Annotated in this window: 12 protein-coding genes; 4 read left to right on the plus strand and 8 right to left on the minus strand. The window is 61.3% G+C overall.

The window, feature by feature from the left end; genetic code table 11:
• Positions 1–142: 142 nt before the first annotated feature.
• Positions 143–2,497 carry an ATP-binding protein gene (locus ACODRW_RS07535; protein WP_488877345.1) on the plus strand — a complete coding sequence of 785 codons (2,355 nt, stop codon included), beginning with the start codon at positions 143–145 and terminating at the stop codon, positions 2,495–2,497.
• 5 nt (positions 2,498–2,502) lie between these two features.
• Here the strand turns inward: ACODRW_RS07535 and ACODRW_RS07540 are convergent, their stop codons facing one another.
• The 5 genes from ACODRW_RS07540 to ACODRW_RS07560 form a co-directional block, all read right to left on the minus strand.
• Positions 2,503–3,507 (minus strand): GlxA family transcriptional regulator, encoded by a 1,005-nt coding sequence (locus ACODRW_RS07540; RefSeq protein ID WP_107798587.1) that lies wholly within the window; start codon positions 3,505–3,507, stop codon positions 2,503–2,505.
• A 90-nt stretch (positions 3,508–3,597) separates the two neighbouring features.
• The gene (locus ACODRW_RS07545) at positions 3,598–4,386 is read right to left on the minus strand and encodes an ABC transporter ATP-binding protein (protein WP_486635615.1); all 789 of its coding nucleotides are present in this window, start codon (positions 4,384–4,386) and stop codon (positions 3,598–3,600) included.
• 27 nt (positions 4,387–4,413) lie between these two features.
• Positions 4,414–5,145, minus strand: coding sequence for an ABC transporter permease (locus ACODRW_RS07550; RefSeq protein ID WP_107798589.1), 732 nt, complete (start codon positions 5,143–5,145; stop codon positions 4,414–4,416).
• Positions 5,142–5,831, minus strand: a complete 690-nt coding sequence (locus ACODRW_RS07555; protein ID WP_107798590.1) for an ABC transporter permease — start codon at positions 5,829–5,831, stop codon at positions 5,142–5,144. The genes ACODRW_RS07550 and ACODRW_RS07555 overlap by 4 nt, the downstream gene beginning before the upstream one ends.
• Before the next feature lie 164 nt (positions 5,832–5,995).
• On the minus strand, positions 5,996–6,760 hold the full coding sequence (locus ACODRW_RS07560; RefSeq protein ID WP_048407703.1) for an ABC transporter substrate-binding protein: 765 nt from the start codon (positions 6,758–6,760) through the stop codon (positions 5,996–5,998).
• A gap of 515 nt (positions 6,761–7,275) precedes the next feature.
• Between ACODRW_RS07560 and ACODRW_RS07565 the strand changes: the two genes are divergently transcribed.
• A complete protein-coding gene (locus ACODRW_RS07565) occupies positions 7,276–12,087 on the plus strand; it encodes an NAD-glutamate dehydrogenase (RefSeq protein WP_107798591.1) in 4,812 nt (1,603 codons plus the stop codon).
• A 215-nt stretch (positions 12,088–12,302) separates the two neighbouring features.
• Here the strand turns inward: ACODRW_RS07565 and ACODRW_RS07570 are convergent, their stop codons facing one another.
• The 3 genes from ACODRW_RS07570 to coaBC form a co-directional block, all read right to left on the minus strand.
• On the minus strand, positions 12,303–13,316 hold the full coding sequence (locus ACODRW_RS07570) for a GGDEF domain-containing protein (RefSeq protein WP_227104347.1): 1,014 nt from the start codon (positions 13,314–13,316) through the stop codon (positions 12,303–12,305).
• Between the two features lie 115 nt (positions 13,317–13,431).
• On the minus strand, positions 13,432–13,887 hold the full coding sequence (dut, locus tag ACODRW_RS07575) for a dUTP diphosphatase (RefSeq protein ID WP_107798593.1): 456 nt from the start codon (positions 13,885–13,887) through the stop codon (positions 13,432–13,434).
• 48 nt (positions 13,888–13,935) lie between these two features.
• On the minus strand, positions 13,936–15,120 hold the full coding sequence (gene coaBC / locus ACODRW_RS07580) for a bifunctional phosphopantothenoylcysteine decarboxylase/phosphopantothenate--cysteine ligase CoaBC (protein WP_227104345.1): 1,185 nt from the start codon (positions 15,118–15,120) through the stop codon (positions 13,936–13,938).
• Positions 15,121–15,277: 157 nt separating this feature from the next.
• Between coaBC and radC the strand changes: the two genes are divergently transcribed.
• Positions 15,278–15,952, plus strand: coding sequence for a RadC family protein (gene radC / locus ACODRW_RS07585; RefSeq protein WP_488905449.1), 675 nt, complete (start codon positions 15,278–15,280; stop codon positions 15,950–15,952).
• A gap of 100 nt (positions 15,953–16,052) precedes the next feature.
• On the plus strand, positions 16,053–16,304 hold the full coding sequence (locus ACODRW_RS07590) for a hypothetical protein (RefSeq protein ID WP_019101157.1): 252 nt from the start codon (positions 16,053–16,055) through the stop codon (positions 16,302–16,304).
• Positions 16,305–16,424 lie beyond the last annotated feature (120 nt).

Below are 16,424 nucleotides of genomic sequence, written 5' to 3' on the forward strand. Positions count from 1 at the left end.
ATTCGCCATGTGAAAGTAGGACACCGCCAGACGCCCCATTGCAAAGCCCAGCTCAATCGAGCTGGGCTTTATGCATTGTGCTGACCGCCAGACGGCGCGATCGAACTCTCCTCCCTGTCTTTCCTCCTCTTTGGCTTTCTCCTTGATTATTAAGCCATTGTTCTTTTTGTGGCTGTATTTTCACTTATTTTTACTGAAATTTCGTCTAATTACTCAGCAGAACCTATTGGTTATGAATAGAATTCCAGCATCAAGATCGGGAATCGAGGCGGGAATTTTGAGAAATTTCAGGCGGGATGGTGTGCATTTATTTGTATTGGCCTGGGCTCTCTGCGCCTTGTTGGTGACGGTGCTGTGGGGGATGGGGGAGCTGCAGCGTTTGAGGGACGAGTTCGAATCAGTGGCGCAACGGGCGCATGCAATGGTGGCGCGCAAGCTGGACCAGAATGAGTCGGTGCTGTCTTCCGTGGATGCGCTGATGGCGGCAAGCCGGCCATTTGAGGCATCTGAGCTATCCACCTTTGCGCGCGAGCTATTGCCCCATTATCCGCAGCTTCATTCCTTTATCTTTTTTCAAAGCGTGCCCTTGGCGGAGAGGCCGCTCTTCTTGCGCCAGATGAGCGGCAAGTTTGGTGCGACCTTTTACATTCGCGATTTCGACGTGGCGGGCAATCGGGCATGGCGGCCGGCCGCCGTGCGTCCGCAGTCATTGGTGATTTCCATGCTGGAGCCGGATCGGCCGGAAGCCGGTCCGATGTTTGGCTACGATATTTTGGGCGATGCTTATTTCCGGCCGGCCTTGAGCAGGGCCTTGGAGACTGGGCAGCGAGTGGCCAGCGGCGCGTTCGAGTTGCACGAGGGCGGTGGACGCGCTTATTTCTTGTTCCAGCCCTTGTTCGAAGATAGGGAGAAGGCGCCGGGCAAATTGGTTGGCGTGGTGGGCCTGGTGGTGTTTTGCGATCGCCTATTGCAGGCGCCGGCTCTGGAGCGCTTGTTGCCTGGATTGGACTTGACCCTGTACCAGGACGGCGTCCTTGCGCCGGGCGCGCCCTTGTTTCAGCGCCTGCATACTTCGTCCGAGCGTGATTGGTGGCCGGTGTTGCGTAGGCTGGAGGCTCGGCTTCCGCTGTCCAGCGTGGCCCAGCCTTTTGTGCTGGGCGTGGCTCGGGATGTCAGAGTGACGGACTTGGCGTTGTTGCCTTGGCTGTGGCAGCAGTCTTTGTTGCTCGCTTTCTTCGTGTTCGCCGGCCTGGTTCACTTGCAAAGAATGGCTTTGCGGCATGAACGTCAGCAATCGGACGAGGCGATCTTTCTGCAGAGCGAACGGGCATCCGTCACGCTGAGCGCGATTCATGACGGGGTGATCATTCTGCGCCAGGATCATGCGATCGAGCTGGCAAACCCGATGGCCTTGGAGTTGATGGGCATGGCGGCGGAGGAGGTGGTTGGCCGCGTCTGCCACGAGGTGTTCCACTTGCAGGCCGAGTTGGCCGCGGAGCTGGCGGAGGATCCGATCCGAGAGTGTTTCCGGACCGCGCAGCCGGTGGTATTGGCGGAGAGGATGCAGCTGACGTCGGCGCGAGGTCAGATTCGTTCGGTGGAGGGCGGGGTATCGCCGTTGTTCTCGCGGGAAGGGGGGCTGATCGGCGTGGTGTGCGCCTTGCGCGACCTGGGGCCTTTGCGGCAACGCACGGTGGCGGCGTTGGAGGCCAGCGAGAGCAAAGTCAAAGAGCATTTGGAGAAATTGTCCCATGTGGCCCGGTTGCATACGATGGGCGAAATGGCGTCCGGCATCGCGCATGAGCTGAATCAGCCTCTGACGGCGATCGCTAATTATTGCCAGGCCAGCATTCAGTTGCTGGAGGGGGTTGAGGAGGCGCCGGCCCAGGTGAACGCGGCGCTGCGTCTGGCGGTGGCGCAGGCAGAGAGGGCGGGGGAGATCATCAAGCGCTTGCGCGCCTTGGTCAGCAAGCGCGCGATCGAGACGCGGCTGATCGATTTGAACCAGGTGGTGGGCAATTGCATGTTCCTGGCCGAGTACGATCTGAAGGAGCGCGGCATCGAGGTGGTTCAGCTGTTGTCGGGTTATCCGGTGGCGGTGCTGGCCGACAGCATTCAGCTGGAGCAGGTGGTGCTGAATCTGCTGTCAAACGCGATGGACGCTTTGCGCGACGAGCCGATGATGAAGCGTCATGTGATCGTGCATACCCGGCGAGAAGGCAAGAAAGCGATTCTGGAGGTGCGGGACACCGGTCGCGGCATTACGCCGAGTTCATTGGAGGTGCTGTTCCATCCATTCTTTTCAACCAAGCCAAACGGAATGGGGCTGGGTTTGTCCATCTGCCAGACGATTGTGGAGCAGTACGGCGGCCTGATCTCGGCGGAAAACATCCCGGCCAGCGGCGCTTGCTTCCGGATCGAGTTGCCTTTGTCGCGCCAAGGCGAGCCGGAGCGTGCTCCGGTGCCCTCGCCTGACGGCTGCGGCGCCGGTGTTTGACGGTGCTAGCTCTTGGGGGCCGGAGCCGGCGATGCGGTCTGCGTGCGATGCGAGCGTTCTTCGCGCGGGGTGATGCCGAAATGGTTGCGGTAGGTGCTGGAGAAATGGGGGCCGCTGGAGAAGCCGCAGGCCAGACCGATCTGTACGATGGATTTGCTGGTTTGCTGCAATAGCTGGCGCGCTCGGCTCAGGCGCAACTCCAGGTAGTATTTGGACGGCACCGTGCTCAGGTATTGTTTGAACAGCCGTTCCAGCTGGCGTCGGGAGACGCCGACATAGTAGGCGATGTCGTCGGTGCTCAGCGGCTCTTCGATATTGGCCTCCATCAGGCTGACCGCTTCCGTCAACTTGGGCTGGCTGCCGCCGATGCGGGTGGCCAGGGGGATGCGTTGGCGTTCATTGCCGGGACGGATGCGTTCCATGCTGAACAGTTCCGACAGCTGAGCGACAAATTCGTGGCCGTGCTGATTGCCAACCTGGGTCAGCATGAAATCGAAAGTGGCCGCTCCGCCTGCGCAGCTGAGGCGTTTGCCGTCGATTTCAAATAGATTGGACGAGGTGATGATGTCCGGAAACTCTTCGGTGAAACGGCTGATCTCGCGCCAGTGTATCGTTGCGCGCAGGCCGTTGAAGTGTCCGGTGCGGGCCAGCCAATAGCTGCCGCAGCCGATGCCGCCCAGTTGGATTTTATCCGGGCCGCAGGCGGTGAGCCCCTTGCTCAGGACGTCCAGGCTGAAGTCGGGATTGATGTCGTCGGCCAGGATCAGCAGGCAATCCAGCTTGGGGGCGCCGTCCAGCGGCAGATCCACCGCCAGCCGCGTGCCGTTGGAAAGCGGCACCGCTTGTCCGTCCAGGGAAAGCAGCAGGGTTTCGTAGAGTTTTTTCTCCGCCAGCCAATTGGCGTGCAGCAGAACCTCGGAGGCGATGGCGTAATCCGCCATCGAGGCATGGGGCAAGAGCAGGAAGCCGTAGCGCAGAGGCTTGGCGGGGTGGGACGGATGCTGACCCATTGGTTTTCGCGGCGAAGGGTGGAGATTACAAAAACACACCATGCCGGGCATGAGGCCGGCATGGTGTGCGACATTTTCCTATTGTACGATTTATTTCAGGCTGCCGGAGAGGAATTGTACCAATCGCTCGCTTTGCGGGCGGATCAGCACTTCCTTGGGGTGACCTTGCTCCTCTATCCGGCCCTGGTGCAGGAAGATGACGTGATTGGACACTTCGCGGGCGAAGCCCATCTCGTGGGTGACCACCACCATGGTGCGGCCTTCGCCGGCCAAGTCTTTCATCACGCGCAGCACTTCGCCGACCAGTTCCGGGTCCAGCGCCGAGGTGGGCTCGTCGAACAGCATCACTTCCGGTTCCATCGCCAGCGCGCGGGCGATGGCGACCCGCTGCTGCTGGCCGCCGGACATATGGGCCGGATACTTGTCTTCGACGCCGCGCAGGCCGACCTTGTCCAGGTATTTGCGGGCGCGGGCGCAGGCTTCGTCCCGGCTGAGCCCCAGCACGTGAATGGGCGCTTCGATGATGTTTTCCAGCACCGTCATGTGCGCCCATAGATTGAAGTGCTGGAACACCATGGCCAGCTTGGTGCGGATGCGCGCCAGCTGATTGGCGTCGGCGGCCTTGAGCGCGCCGGTCTTGCGATCGGATACCAGCTTGAGTTCTTCGCCGGCGGCGAGAATGCGGCCGCTATTGGGCTGCTCCAGCATGTTGATGCAGCGTAGAAAGGTGCTTTTGCCTGAGCCGGAGGAGCCGATAATGCTGATGACGTCGCCGGCGTGAGCGGTCAGCGACACGCCCTTCAGCACTTCGTGTGAGCCGTAGCTCTTATGCAGATCGCTGACTTGCAGCTTCAGATTCTTATCGGTGGGGGTGTGCATGATGGTGTTCCTGTATCGCTATCCGCATTAGTGCTTGCGTGGCGCCAAATAGGCCAGCCAGCGTTTTTCCGCCTGCTTCATCAACCAGACCAGCAGGAAGGTGAGCGCAAGGTAAATGGCGCCTGCGGTGAGGAAGGGCTCGAAAGCCATGTAACTGTCCGCGTAGATGCGGCGAGCCACGCCGGTGATGTCCGCCAGAGTGACCAGGCCGGCGATGGCGGTGCTTTGCAGCATCATGATGACTTCATTGCTGTAAGCGGGCAAAGCGCGGCGCAGCGCCGAGGGCAGCACAATGCGGCGCATCATCAGCCATTTACTCATGCCCATGGCCTGGGCGGCTTCGATCTCGCCCCAGTGGGTGTTGCGGATCTGGCCGGCGATGATTTCGGTGGTGTAGGCCGCCGTGTTCAGGGTGAAGGCGAGGATGGCGCAGAAATAGGCTTCCTGCAGGTAGTGCCAGGCCCAGCTGTCGCGGATCCAGCCAAACTGGGCCAGACCGTAATAAATGATGAACAGCTGGACCAAGAGCGGCGTGCCGCGGAAGACATAGCCGTAAACGCGGACCGCGCCGGAGGCCAGCCGGTTTTTGGAGACTTGCATCAGCGCCATCGGGACGGCCATCGCCATGCCCAGAATAAGGGAGATGAACAGCAGTTCCAGCGTCATCACCAAGCCGTCGCGGCTGCTCATGACGGCGTTGCCGTCTCCGCCGCCGAAGAAGGCGGGCAGTTTGTCCAGAATCAGTTGGAAGTCGATCACAGTCCGCTCTCCTTGACGCCCAGCGAATAGCGTTTTTCCAGTTTGCCCAACAGCAGATTGGACACCCCGGTGATCGCCAGGAACAGCAGGCCCACGATCAGATAGACGGTGAAGGGTTCCTGGGTGGTGGATTTGGCCGCGTCGGCGCGATACATCACGTCGTTCAGGCCGATGACCGAAACCAGGGCGGTGGATTTGACCAGCACCAGCCAGTTATTGGAGAAACTGGGCAGGGCGAAGCGAATCATCTGCGGAACGGTGATGCGGAAGAACACGCGCAGCGGCGTCATGCCGTAGGCCATGCCGGCCTCCATCTGTCCTTTGGGCACCGCCATCATCGCGCCGCGGAAGGTTTCCGTCATATAAGCGCCGAAGATGAAGCCCAGGGTCAGCACGCCGGCGACGAAGGGATCGATATTGGGACTTTCCCAGCCCATGCGGCCGCAGAGGTCGTTGATCATCATCTGGACGCCGAAGAACAGCAGAAACATCCAGACCAAATCGGGCACGCCCCGGACCACGGTGGAATAGAGTTCCGCCAGCCAGACCAGCGGTTTGGAGTGAGCGGATTTGAATAGCGCGCCAATCAGGCCCAGCACGATGGACACGAGCAGTGCTGAGCCGGCCAGCTGCAATGTGAGCACTGCTCCTTGCAATATGCTGGGAAGGTAACCTTGCAAAAACATGGTGTTACTGCCTCATTCATCAGCCTTGCGCGCAAGGCCGGTCCTTGCTCGGCCGCTGGGGGAACGGCCGAACAAAAAAGTCCCGGCGAGGCGCGCGGTGCGGGCGGCAGCAAGCCGCCCAGCGCCTGGGGCGCTTGGCCGGGACGGATGCGGTTACGAGGGGTTTAGCCGCCGTAGACGTCGAAGCTGAAGTACTTGTCTTGGACTTTCTTGTAGCTGCCGTCCTTGCGCACCTGATCAATCGCCTTGTTCAGGCGTTCGGCCAGCGCCTTATTGCCTTTCTTGACGGCGATGCCCGCGCCCAGGCCGAAGTATTTGACGTCGGCGTAGTTCGGGCCGACAAAGGCGTAGCCCTTGCCGTTGGCGGTTTTCAGGAACTCTTGATCGCCGACGGCGCCATCGACGAAGACGGCGTCAACACGGCCGGACTTCAGGTCCAGGAAGGACTCGGGCGACTTGGCGTACGGCACGATGGTGGCGCCGGATTTGCCCCAGTAGTCCTTGGCGAACTTTTCCTGAGTGGAGGCGCGCAGCACGCCGATCTTCTTGCCCTTGAAGCTGTTCTGGTCAACGGCGGTGCCGGATTTGGCGACGATGCGGCTGGCGATGTTGTAGTACTTGCGGCTGAAGTCGACGGCTTTCTTGCGCTCCTCGGTGATTTGCATCGAGGACAGGATGGCGTCGAACTTGTTGGCGTTGAGGGCGGGAATCAGGCCGTCCCAGTCTTGCGGAACGATTTGACAGCTGACTTTCATGGCGGCGCAAAGGGCATTGGCCATGTCGATGTCGAAGCCTTGCGGCTTGCCATCGGCGCCTTGTTTGGAGAACGGCGGGTAGTTGAGGTCAACCCCAAAACGCAGAGTCTCTGCTTGGACGGAAAAACCGGACAGCAGAGCTGCCGCTGCGGAGGCGATCAGGACTTTTTTCATGGCGTGGATTTCTACTTCTCTATCGGGTGTTCGCGTCGTTGCGACGAACGCAAACCCAAGCTTGTAAACCCGGCGCTTGGAACGAGGCTGCTCACGGTGTCTCGCCCAAGCCGGAACCATTGTAGTTTTTTCTACTTTTGCCAGTAGTTGGCCGCAGCTTGCAACGGTTATCCGCCGTGCGCAAGATGGGGCCATTGTCTGGCAATCGGTGTGAGCAAGTGTTCGTATTTTAACCGATATTCTTGCTTCATGTGAAATATGCGAAAAATCAATGGCTTATATTTCTTTTTTGGACTTGTGTACAATGTGGGGCTGGGAGAGAAACTTGTAAGCCGCCGTCGCATTGCTATAAGGCTAAAAGTGGCGTCCGCCACGATTTATCCCTGCGGCATTCGATGGGGGCGAACAGGCTTTTCCATGAAAATGTACGTCCACGTCGCATTAAGGAAATCCCGGCATGAAGGGGGTATCTACAATGCCTCGACACACTCCGTGCACACAACAAGAGAAGCAACATGTCGCTTACCAATAAGACCGAACTCGCGAGCCTGATCGCCGATATTCAGGCTGTAGCAGAGACCAAGCTTTCCGAAAAGGAGAAACACCAGCTCGAACCCTTCTTCCCGATCTACTTCGAGGAAGCCGAGCATGCCGACCTTAGACAGTTTTCGTCGCTGGATTTGTTCGGCGCCGCGTCGGCGCATTACGCGTTCGGCGCCAAGCGCGCGGCCGGTCAGCACAAGGCGCGCATTTACAATCCGGATTTCGAGCGCGACGGTTGGCAAAGCACCCATACCGTGATTGAAGTGGTCAACGACGATATGCCGTTCCTGATCGACTCCATCACCATGCTGCTGTCGCGCCATAGCCTGAACCTGCACCTGCTGGTGCACCCGGTGCTGTCGGTGGGCCGCGACAAGAACGGCGCGATCCAGGCGGTCAAGCGCACCGAGGACCGCAGCCTGCCGCTGGAGTCCTTCATCCACGTGCAGATTGACAGAGTCACCGATCCGGCGGTGTTGAAGCAGCTGGAAGCGGATTTGAACCGCGTGATTGTAGACATCCGCTTGGTGGTGAGCGACGAGCCCAAGATGCGCGAAGTGTTGGCCGACATCAGCAAGGACCTGTCCCTGGTCAAGGGCAAACGCGCGGCGGAAGCCAAGGAGGCGGTGGACTTCCTGGCCTGGATGTCCAAGCGCAACTTCCTGTTCATGGGGTATTGCGATTACGACCTGGTGCGCCGCAACGGCAAGGACAGCCTGAAGATCGTCAAAACCTCCGGTCTGGGCATCTTGAAGGACCAGGGCGACAAGGAATACTCCGCCAGCTTCGAACAGCTGCCGCAGGAGCTGCGTGAACTGGCTCACCTGCCGCAACTGATCATTCTGAACAAATCGCAGACCCGCTCCATCATTCACCGCCCGGCCTACATCGATTTTGTCGGCATCAAGCGTTTCAACGACAAGGGCGAAGTGATAGGCGAGCGCCGCTTCCTGGGCCTGTACACCGCCAGCGCCTACCAGGACTCCCCCAAGGACGTGCCCATCCTGCGCCAGAAAGTGGCGACCGTGGTCAGCAACTGCGACTACGTGGACGACAGCTATAAATCCAAGACCTTGAGCTTTGTGCTGGAGGCCTATCCGCGCGACGAGCTGTTCGAAATCCCGGCCGAGGTGTTGGGACCGATCTCCGAGGGCATCGTCAGCCTGCAGGAACGCCCGCGCGTGCGCCTGTTCGTGCGCAAAGACCGCTACCATCGCTACGTCAGCTGCCTGGTCTACGTGCCGCGCGACAGCTTCAACACCGAAGTGCGCCTGAAGATAGAGAAGGTGCTGATGAACGCCTTCAACGGCACCAGCGCCGAGTTCAGCGTGCAGATCAGCGACGGCTCGCTGGCACGCGTGCATTACATCATCCGCACCAACGCCGCCAAATTGCCGGAATTCCACGAGGCCGACATCGAGGCCGAAATCGCCCGCCTGGTGCGCGGCTGGGTGGAAGAGCTGCATCAACTGCTGGTGGAAACCCACGGCGAAGAACTGGGCAACGCGCTGTTCAACCGTTACAAGGGCGCTTTCCCGGTGGCTTACCGCGAAGAGTTCGCGGTGCGCAACGCGGTGCTGGACATCCAGCATATCGAATCGGTCAACGCCGACTCCCCGCTGGCGATGAAGTTGTACCGGCCCTTCCATCGCGGCGCTTCGGCCTTCAATCTGAAGCTGTTCCGCGAAGGCGAGGCGTTGGGCCTGTCCGCCAGCCTGCCGATTTTGGAAAACATGGGCGTCAAGGTCCGCGACGAGCATCCGTACTGCGTGCAGCGCGCGGACGGCCGTCAGGTGTGGATCAGCGACTTCGGCCTGGACGTGGGCTCCGCGGAAGAGCAGATCGCCAGCGAAGAAGTGCAGCAGGACTTCCAGGAGCTGCTGACCCAGGTGTTCGCCAAACGTTGCGAGAACGACGGCTTCAACCGCCTGGCGCTGGTGGCCGGGTTGGACTGGCGTGAAATTTCGCTGGTGCGCGCCTTGGCCAAGTACCTGCGCCAGGGCGGCCTGACCTTCAGCCAGGCTTACATCGAGCAGTGCGTGGCCAATTACCCGGCCATCACCCGCTTGCTGGTTGAACTGTTCGCCGTGCGTCTGGACCCGGCGCATGCCGACGACGCGCGCGCCGACGCCTTGCTGGCCAAGCTGCGCGAGCAGCTGGACGGCGTGGCCAATCTGGACGAAGACCGCATTCTGAACGGTTTCCTGTCGGTGATTCTGGCCACCCGCCGCACCAACTTCTGGCAGAAGGGCGCCGACGGCGAGTTCAAGTCCTATATCTCGTTCAAGCTGGAATCCAATCTGCTTCCCTTCCTGCCGCAGCCGCGCCCGATGTTCGAAATCTGGGTGTACAGCCCGCGCGTGGAGGGCGTGCATCTGCGCGGCTCTAAAGTGGCGCGCGGCGGCTTGCGCTGGTCCGATCGCATGGAAGATTTCCGCACCGAAGTGCTGGGCCTGGTGAAGGCGCAGATGGTGAAGAACTCGGTGATCGTGCCCATGGGCTCCAAAGGCGGCTTCGTCGGCAAGCAACTGCCGGCGCCTAGCGACCGCGAGGCGTTCCTGGCGGAAGGCGTCGCCTGCTACAAGATCTTCATCTCCGCGCTGCTGGACGTCACCGACAATCTGGTGAACGGCCAGATCGTGCCGCCGGCGGATGTGCGCCGCCTGGATCCGGACGATCCGTACCTGGTGGTGGCGGCAGACAAGGGCACGGCCACTTTCTCCGACATCGCCAACGGCATTTCCGCCGATTACGGCTTCTGGCTGGGCGACGCCTTCGCCTCCGGCGGTTCCGCGGGTTACGACCACAAGGGCATGGGCATTACCGCCCGCGGCGCTTGGGAATCGGTCAAGCGCCATTTCCGCCACCTGGGCGTCAACACCCAGGAGCAGGATTTCAGCGTGATCGGCATCGGCGATATGGCCGGCGACGTGTTCGGCAACGGCATGCTGCTGTCCGAGCACATCTGCCTGAAAGCGGCGTTCAATCACCTGCACATCTTCCTGGATCCGACGCCGGACGCGGCCAAGAGCTACGCCGAGCGCGCGCGTCTGTTCAAACTGCCGCGTTCCAGCTGGACCGATTACAAGCGCGAGCTGATCTCCAAGGGCGGCGGCATCTTCGAACGCTCGGCCAAGTCCATCCCGCTGTCGCCGGAAGTGAAGGCCTGGCTGGAGACCGACAAGGACAGCATGGCGCCGAACGAGCTGATCCACGAGATCCTCAAGGCCAAGATCGACCTGCTGTACAACGGCGGCATCGGCACCTACGTCAAGGCGTCCAGCCAAAGCCACGCCGACGCGCGCGACCGCGCCAACGATCCGGTGCGCGTCGATGGCCGCGATTTGCAAGCCCGGGTGGTGGCCGAAGGCGGCAACCTGACGTGCACTCAGCTGGGGCGCGTCGAGTTCGCGCTGAACGGCGGCCGCATCGCCACCGACGCCATCGACAACTCTGCCGGCGTGGACTGCTCCGACCACGAGGTCAACATCAAGATTCTGCTGGGCGGCGTAATGCAGGCCGGCGACATGACCTTGAAGCAGCGCAATCAACTGCTGGCGGAAATGACCGACGAGGTGGCGCAGCTGGTGTTGCGCAACAATATCCAGCAGACCCAGATCCTGGCGATCAAACGCCAGGAGGCCGCCGCGATGCTGACCACCCATGCGCGCATGATCGCGCACATGGAGAAAACCGGCGAACTGAACCGCGAAATCGAGTACCTGCCGTCCGAAACCCAGATCAATGAGCGCCGCCTGGCGCGTCAGGGTCTGACCGTGCCGGAAATCGCGGTGCTGCTGTCCTACAGCAAGATTTCGCTGGATCAGGCGATTCTGGCGACTGATGTGCCGGACGACGCGGACTTCCTGTCCATCCTGACCCATTACTTCCCGAAACCGCTGCAGCAGCGCTTTGGCGCGCAGATGCAGCAGCATCAGCTGAAGCGGGAGATCATCGCCAACCAGTTGGCCAACCAGATCATCAACCGCATGGGCACCACCTTCGTGTTCCGCATGCAGGAAGAGTCTCCGTTCTCCGCCGGCGACATCGCCCGCGCCTGGTGGATTGCCAGCCGCGTGTTCGACGCCGAGCGCCTGTGGAGCGAGATCGAAGCGCTGGACAACAAGGTGTCGGCGGATCATCAGGTGGAAATGATGGTGCTGGTGCGCACGCTGGTGGAGCGCGTGACGCGTTGGGTGCTGCGCAACAAGCGTCCGTTCTCCTCGGTGAACGCCGTGATCGAGCAGTACGCCGCCAAGGTGAAGGCGCTGTTGGCGCAACTGCCTCAGCTGATCGCTTCCGGCAGCTATCCGGCAGTGGAGGCGTTGGAAGCGCGCCTGAGCCAGCCGGGCATGCCGCAGCCGCTGGCGCAGGTGCTGGCGCGTCTGGAGTTCGCCGTGCCGTTGATGGACATTATCGAAATCAGCGAAGGCAGCACATTGCCGCTGGAGCAGCTGGCCAAGAATTACTACCAGTTGGGCCACGCGATGCAGCTGGATTGGCTGCGCGACGCGATCACCAGCCTGCCGCGCGACAACCGCTGGCAGTCGCTGGCGCGCTCCGCGCTGCGCGACGACTTGTACCGCGTGCATCGCAATCTGGCGGGGCAGGCCTTGCAGGACGCCGCTGGCGCGGAAGCGTTTGCGCAGCAGTGGATGGAGAAGCGCCATCACGAAGTGGAGGTGTGCGCGCAGATGTTCGCCGAGCTGCAGTCGTTCAGCGTGTTGGATCTGGCCATGCTGTCGGCCGGCATGCGCGAACTGAGCAACCACCTGCTGGCCTGATCGGCCGTTAGGGATCGCGTCAATTGAAAACCGGCTCCTAGGAGCCGGTTTTTTTTTGCGTCCGGAGGACCTGCTTGGGATGCGGGGCAGGGCAAATTTGGAATCTGTTTACGATGGGCCGCGCGTCGGCAGGATGGAGGACGAAGGGCGCTGCAACCATCTTCGAAAGGCTTGGATGGTTTGAGCGGGTTCCGCTTGCCTGCTTTAACGGGCGCCTAGAACAGATCGATCTCGCCAAAGCGTTGCGCATTGTCCAGTTGGCCGCCGGCGACCAGCTCTTCATAACCGCATACCAGGTTGCGGCCATGCGTTTTGGCGTAATACAGCGCCCGGTCCGCCTGTTCCACCAACTGGCCCGGCAAGAGCTGCGGCAGGATGCGGGTGAAGCCCAGGCTGACGGTCAGGCGGCCCACCTGGGGAAACGAGTATTGCTCGACGCGCTGGCGGAAGCGCTCCAGCGCCACCGCGGCTTCGTTTGGAGGCAAGCCCTGGAAGATGATGGCGAACTCCTCGCCGCCGTAGCGGAACAAGCTGTCGTCTTCGCGAAACGACTGTTGCATCAGCTGGGCCAGCAAGAGCAGCACCTCGTCGCCCACCATGTGGCCGAACTGGTCGTTGACCTGCTTGAAATGGTCGACGTCCAGCAGCGCCAAGGTGCAGGCGTGGTTTTCGCCGGGGGATTGCAATTGCGCCGCCATCAGGTTGAACAGGCGCAAATCGAATTTACGGCGATTGTTCAGCGCGGTGAGCATGTCCCGGTCCGCCTCGAACAGCAGGCGCAGGAAGTTTTCGTGAATCCTGGCCATGGCTTTCAGCATGGCCTTGTTGACCTTTTGCTCCGCCGTCACATGGATGACCAGCAGGGACACGATGCTGCCCATGCAACGCAAGGGCAGGCATAGGCCGTGGGGAATGCGGAAAATGCCCTCGTCTCTGTCCAGCGAGTTGAGCAGGTCGTAAAGGAAGATGGGCGGCGGCAGCCAACTGTCGTTGGCGGTTTCCGTAATCTGGGTCTTGCCGTCCACGGAGGAGGCGCTCAGGCGCCGGCGGGTGTAGGGCACGCCGTTGACCCAGCGACAGGCGAACAACTCCACCTTGTCCACCCGCATCACCTCGACCAAGGTGGAGGCCAGACTGCTTTCCAGCATGTCCTGTTCGCGCTGGGAGGTGAGTTCGACCAGATTGTCGAGAATCCGCTTGCTGTCGTCCTCTTGAGGGGCTTGCGTCATGCCTGGACATCCTTTGCCGGCGATTGAGGGCGGTGGTCGCGTGCGCGGCGCAAGCCGGCCGTGCGAGGCCGGCTGCGCTACGGTGTGAGTATAGGCAATCGCGCGGCGACCGGCCTCAGTTGCGTCCGGTGCTGCCGAAGCCGCCGTCGCCGCGTTCCGAGCTGTCGAAGTCGTCGACGATATTGAAGCCCACCTGGACGATGGGCACGATGATCATCTGCGCGATGCGTTCCAGCGGCGTCAGCCGGAACGGCTCGTGTCCGCGGTTCCAGACCGATACGAACAACTGCCCCTGGTAGTCGGAGTCGATCAGGCCCACCAGATTGCCCAGCACGATGCCGTGCTTGTGGCCCAGGCCGGAGCGCGGCAGCAGCATGGCGGCCAGGTTGGGATTGGCGATATGGATGGCCATGCCGGTGGGGATCAACTGGGTTTCGCCCGGAGCGATGGTGATGTCCTGCTCGATGGCGGCGCGCAGGTCGAGCCCGGCGGAGCCCGGCGTCGCGTAGTTGGGCAGATTCTGCTTCAGACGCGGATCCAAGATCTTGACGTCGATGACGGGTTTTTTCATGAGAGTCCTTTCTTGTCGGCTGCGCGGGGCAGCCGCGGTATTGATGGCTTATTGCTTGTGCGGCAACAGCTGGGCCAGATGTTCGACAATGGCCTTGGCCACGTCCGGTTTGGGCATGCCGGGCAAGGGGTGGGGGCCATTCTGGTCCAGCAGCACCACCTGATTGTCGTCGGCGCCCATGGCTTGCTGCGCCAGGTTGGCCACCAGCAGCGGCAGCTTTTTGCGCAGGCGTTTGGCTTCGGCGAACTCCAGCAGGTTCTGACTTTCCGCCGCGAAGCCGACGCAGAACGGAGCGGCGGGCAAGGAGGCGACGGCGGCGAGAATGTCCGGGTTTTCCTCCAGTTCCAGGCTGGGCGGCGCCGCGCCTTTCTTGATCTTGTGGACAGACGGGTTCTTGACTCGGTAATCGGCCACCGCCGCGACGGAAATGAAAATATCGCTGCGTCCCACCTCGGTCATCACCGCGTCGTGCATTTGCCGGGCGCTGGCCGCGTCGATGCGGCGCATGCCCAGCGGGGCCTCCATGCCGGTGGGGCCGGAGATCAGCGTGACTTCGGCGCCGGCGTCGCGGCAGGCGCGCGCCAGCGCGTAGCCCATCTTGCCCGAGCTGATATTGGTGATGCCGCGCACGGCGTCTATGGCCTCGTAACTGGGACCGGCGGTGAGCAGCACCTTCTTGCCGGCCAGCACCTTGGCCCGGAAAAACCCTTCCAGCAGTTCCGCGATCTCCTCCGGCTCCAGCATGCGGCCCTCGCCGGTTTCGCCGCAGGCCTGGGCGCCGTTGGCCGGTCCGAAGACGGCGACGCCGTCGGCGCGCAGCTGCGCCACATTGCGCTGGTTGGGCGGATTGTCCCACATCTGCCGGTTCATCGCCGGCGCCACGATCAGCGGACAGGCGCGGGCGGCGGCCAGCGTGGATAATAGATCGTCGCAGGCGCCGTGGGCCAGCTTGAACAGCGTGTTGGCGGTGGCCGGCGCGATCAGGAAAACATCGGCGCGGCGCGACAGGTCGATATGGGCCATTGCGTTGCTGGGGCGCTCGTCCCACAGATCGGTGTACACCGCATGGCCGGACAAGGCCTGGAAGGTGGCGGGAGTCACGAAGCGCGTGGCCGCTTCCGTCATCACCACTTCCACGCTGTGGCCGGCTTTGACGAGAAGGCGGGTCAACTCCGCCGCCTTGTAGGCGGCGACGCCGCCGGTAATGCCTAGCAGAATTTTCTTGCTTGTCATGGACTTGTCGCAACAGGCGGTAAATGTCCAATTTTAGCGGATTTCCACGGACTGGGCGCGCTGGCGGGCATATTGCTTCGATGATATGGTGAGCCATGCCTCATCGCGTTTGGTCTGACCTTGAAAACAGTGCTATAGCCAGAGGAGGAGCGTGCAGATGTCTATCGCCCATTGGCCGGAGGCCGAGCGTCCCCGTGAAAAGCTGTTGGCCCAGGGAGCGACGGCGTTGTCTGACTCCGAATTGCTCGCCATCTTTCTGCGCACCGGCATGCAAGGCTTGAGCGCGGTGGAGATGGCCAGGCAGTTGATGCTGGACTTCGGTTCGCTGTCCGGCTTGCTCAACGCCAGTTTTGACGAGTTCCGGGCGCGCAGGGGCCTGGGCGCCGCCAAATACGCGCAGCTGATGGCCTGCAAGGAGTTGGCGCAGCGGGCCTTGGCGGAGAATATGAGTCTGACGGACGCCTTGCGCGATCCGGGGCAGGTGCGCGATTTTCTGAGGCTGGCGATTGCGGGCAAGGACGTGGAAGTGTTCGTCGCCGTGTTTTTGACCGTGCAGAATCGAGTGATAGCGGTAGAAGAGTTGTTTCGAGGCACCCTGACCGAAACCCGGGTCTATCCGCGCGAACTGGTGCGGCGGGCCCTGGCCAATAACGCGGCGGGGGTGATCATTGCCCATAACCATCCATCCGGCGTGTGCGAACCATCCGCTGCCGATCATTCTCTAACCAATACATTAAAAGCTGCGCTGCAGTTGGTCGATATAAGGTTGCTGGATCACTTCGTCGTGACCGGCGCGCGGGCGGAATCCTTTGCCGAGCGAGGCTGGTTGTAGGCGTTGAGCCGTTGCGGGGAGCGCTCGCGACGCTTGGAACCGGCGCCGCCTTTGCTGTCTTGTTGGACCTTGTCTCTCACCGCATCATTAGGAGGTCGCCATGAACATCCTGCGTCTGCTGAATGAGTCCGACTATATTCAGGTTAACAATCAGTTCGTGAAGCCGGATTTCCATACGGCTTCCGAAGAGTTTTCCGATGACGACGATGTGGTGCTGGAGGCCAATCTGGATGGTCAGGAGTTGGTGTTGACCGTGGCGGATCTGGAGGAGGCGACGCCGTTGGCCGATGGCGGTTTTTGGTTGGAGGGCGTTGGCTATCTACGCTTTTTGTCGCAGCAAAATCTGCATTGAACCCCTTCTAGGCTTTACGCTCGCAGGCCCGGCGATGTCCGGGCCTGCTGCATTGTGGGGCCTTCCCGCAGCTCCGCTTGATTTGGCTCAAATAGCGACCCGGGCTAAAGCTGTTACAGT

It is taken from the genome of Chromobacterium sp. FG89 (assembly GCF_057808735.1).

Coding starts and splice junctions, on each gene's coding strand:
- ACODRW_RS07560 (WP_048407703.1), bottom strand. CDS start 6,760: ATGAAAAAAGTCCTGATCGCCTCCGCAGCGGCAGCTCTGCTGTCCGGT.
- radC (WP_488905449.1), top strand. CDS start 15,278: ATGTCTATCGCCCATTGGCCGGAGGCCGAGCGTCCCCGTGAAAAGCTG.
- coaBC (WP_227104345.1), bottom strand. CDS start 15,120: ATGACAAGCAAGAAAATTCTGCTAGGCATTACCGGCGGCGTCGCCGCC.
- ACODRW_RS07545 (WP_486635615.1), bottom strand. CDS start 4,386: ATGCACACCCCCACCGATAAGAATCTGAAGCTGCAAGTCAGCGATCTG.
- ACODRW_RS07565 (WP_107798591.1), top strand. CDS start 7,276: ATGTCGCTTACCAATAAGACCGAACTCGCGAGCCTGATCGCCGATATT.
- ACODRW_RS07540 (WP_107798587.1), bottom strand. CDS start 3,507: ATGGGTCAGCATCCGTCCCACCCCGCCAAGCCTCTGCGCTACGGCTTC.
- ACODRW_RS07555 (WP_107798590.1), bottom strand. CDS start 5,831: ATGTTTTTGCAAGGTTACCTTCCCAGCATATTGCAAGGAGCAGTGCTC.
- ACODRW_RS07570 (WP_227104347.1), bottom strand. CDS start 13,316: ATGACGCAAGCCCCTCAAGAGGACGACAGCAAGCGGATTCTCGACAAT.
- ACODRW_RS07590 (WP_019101157.1), top strand. CDS start 16,053: ATGAACATCCTGCGTCTGCTGAATGAGTCCGACTATATTCAGGTTAAC.
- dut (WP_107798593.1), bottom strand. CDS start 13,887: ATGAAAAAACCCGTCATCGACGTCAAGATCTTGGATCCGCGTCTGAAG.